The organism is Agarivorans sp., from assembly GCF_050295395.1.
Lineage (GTDB): Bacteria > Pseudomonadota > Gammaproteobacteria > Enterobacterales > Celerinatantimonadaceae > Agarivorans.
Map to the genome: position 1 here is coordinate 1 of NZ_JBNKPP010000302.1, position 2,579 is coordinate 2,579.

Below are 2,579 nucleotides of genomic sequence, written 5' to 3' on the forward strand. Positions count from 1 at the left end.
TGGCTACGCGTAAGTTTTTCAGCAGTTTTAAGACCGTATTATGTGATTGTAAGCGTTCTGCATAGCGGCCAGCAGTGCGCAGTATGGCGAGTAAGCGAATCACCGCGCCGGGACGCATATAGTTAAAGCTGCCCGCTTGAATCGCCGCAATACCCGCCAAGGCCGAGGCACTAATAAACCAACCCGAATAAGCCAGTAGCATAATAGTACTGAATAAAGTGATTAGTCCGAGCAAGCCACTGAGACTCCAACCCGGCCATTGCCATAGCAGTAACTGGCGCAGTTTCAATGGTTTCATCGCTGGTCCTGATTGCTGAGTTGTTTTAACTCGGCTAGAGAGATGGGCTGTTGTTTAAGCAAGTGGCCCTGCTCCAATAGCAAGCAGCCGTCGACAAAATCTAAGCCTTGCCATTGATGGCTGGCTATTAACAGAGTTTTGCCACGGCTGATTTGCTCAAGTACTTTGGATAAAGAGCTTATGCTGGCCTGATCTAACTCAGCAAAGGGTTCATCAAGAAGCCAAATGGCGCGCGGTTGCAGCAGTAAGCGGGCAAAGGCTAAGCGTTGTTGTTGACCTCCTGATAGCCCTAAACCTTGTTCACCAATTGAATAATCCAAGCCCCCGTATTGCACCAGATAATCCCATAGTTCTACCGCTTTCAGAACGGCAATCATTTGTTGTGGCTGAGCATCGGTTTTGGCTAGCGTTAAGTTCTCGGCAACGCTACCGGGCATGAGCTCAGCGTGTTGGTTTAAATAGGCTATTTGCTGTCGTAGCGCGGGCATTTGAGCTTTAGCAATACTGACATCGTTTAACATGAGCTGCCCTTGAAAAGGCACGAAGCCTGCCAGTAGCTGTAGCAGTGTTGATTTGCCGCTGCCACTGGGGCCACTGAGTAAGATGCGTTGCCCTGTAGCAATAGTTAGCCTATCTAGTTGTAAACGGGGCTGCTGAGCTTGGCCCACTAGAATGTCTTGTAGTTGCAATGAAAATGCAGTCGTGTTGGCAAGTTGAGAGGGCAGCGCTTGCTGTTGCTGGGTTTGTTGGGTAGCAGGGTCAATGGCACGCCATAGCGGCATTAATTGTACGGTAGCCGACTGAGCTTGCGCCTTAGCATGATAGTCGTTGCCTAGTTGTCGAAGCGCTTGGTAAAACTCGGGAGCCAATAGCAAAATAAATAAAGCCGAGGGGTAGTTAACCGCAATTTGTTGTTTTAACCAAGGCAGTTCACCTAATAGGCCTAAACCTAAATACAGGGCGACCAAGGCTATCGCCAAGGAGCTAAATAGTTCTAGCACTGCGGTGGAAAGAAAGGCCAACTTCAGTACCTGCATAGTCGAGCGGCGATAGTATTCGGCGGCTTGGCTAAGGTGTTGGCTGGCAACAGGGACCGCGTTTAAACGCTTGAGCAAAGATAGGCCGCTTAAAAAATCATACAGGCGGCCACTCATTCGGCTTTGTTGCTGTAGCTGCGCGCTGCTAGCTTTGCTGGCCTCTTTACCCACCAATATCATAAATACTGGGACTAAAGGCGCGGTTCCAAGCAGTAAACCCGCTGCCAGCAAGCTATGTTGGCTCACCACTACTGCAATTGCCAGTGGAGTGACGATTACCAAGTATTGTTGGGACCAATAGCGGCTAATATAACCGTCTAAAGCATCCACATGTTCGGTGAGCAGGCTGGAGAGTTGCCCGTCGCTGCCAAACTTTTGCCGCGCCGGACCTAATTGTGCTAGTCCTTGCCATAGGGTATTACGTAGGTCTTGGCGAAGCTGTCTGCTGGCTTGTTGAGCAAGGAAGTCTTTAGCGCTAAGTAACAATTGCCGTAGCAAAAAGCTCGCTAGTAAGCCATACCAAAGTAGCGGCTTAGGTGCTTCTAGTTGTAGCAAAGCCGCGCAAAGCATTGCCAAACAATACATTTGCAGTAGCAGTAAGGGAACGCTTAGGATGGCAAGGCAGGTGGCAAATAGCAGTTGCGGCCGAATTGGCCGCAACCAGTGCTTAAGCTGTTGTTGATAATTATTCTGAATCAGTATCGTCGTCCGAATAGCCGTTGAGTTCTAACCACATGGCGTTAATGATGCCAAAAGAACAGGCCAGTAGCACGCCTAAAATCCAAGTAAAATACCACATAGAGTGCTCCTTAATTAATACATTGAGTGGGTGTTATCACGAATGGCCTGTTCGTTTAAACGACCAAACATTTTAAAATAGCTCCAAGCGGTATAGGCCAAAACAATTGGCACAAAGATACAGGCCACAAAGAACATAATTTTTAGTGTTAGCTCACTCGAAGTAGCATCCCACATGGTTAAGCTGTGATCCGGCAGGGAGCTCGATGGCATAACAAAGGGAAACATCGCTACGCCACAAGTGAATATCACGCCAATTTGCGCCAGTGAAGAGCAAATAAAGGCCAATGGTGCTTTGCTCAATTTACTGAATAAGGCACTTAACAAGAAAGCCGCTACGCCTAAGCAGGGGAATATCCACAATACAGGATACGTATTGAAGTTATTTAACCAAGCATCGGGGGCACTCACCACGGTTTTAGATACCGCATTGTTAATCGCGTTGC

The 2,579-nt window shown here is 48.2% G+C and carries 3 protein-coding genes and 1 pseudogene; all 4 read right to left on the reverse strand.

From position 1 onward, the window contains the following. Nucleotides 1-298: pseudogene (locus ACQY6Q_RS18175) on the reverse strand (heme ABC transporter ATP-binding protein/permease CydC); the annotation flags it as partial. Further along, nucleotides 295-1,995, reverse strand: coding sequence for a thiol reductant ABC exporter subunit CydD (cydD, locus tag ACQY6Q_RS18180; protein ID WP_427983607.1), 1,701 nt, complete (start codon nt 1,993-1,995; stop codon nt 295-297). The gene cydD and the pseudogene ACQY6Q_RS18175, both read right to left, overlap by 4 nt. Before the next feature lie 25 nt (nt 1,996-2,020). Then, nucleotides 2,021-2,134 carry a cytochrome bd-I oxidase subunit CydX gene (gene cydX, locus ACQY6Q_RS18185; protein ID WP_083481514.1) on the reverse strand — a complete coding sequence of 38 codons (114 nt, stop codon included), beginning with the start codon at nt 2,132-2,134 and terminating at the stop codon, nt 2,021-2,023. Between the two features lie 14 nt (nt 2,135-2,148). Further along, the coding region (gene cydB, locus ACQY6Q_RS18190) for a cytochrome d ubiquinol oxidase subunit II (protein ID WP_427983609.1) at nt 2,149-2,579 on the reverse strand (431 nt) is incomplete at its 5' end.

Bases quoted from the DNA above. Each gene is read 5' to 3' on its own strand.
- cydX (WP_083481514.1), bottom strand. From the start codon at position 2,134: ATGTGGTATTTTACTTGGATTTTAGGCGTGCTACTGGCCTGTTCTTTT.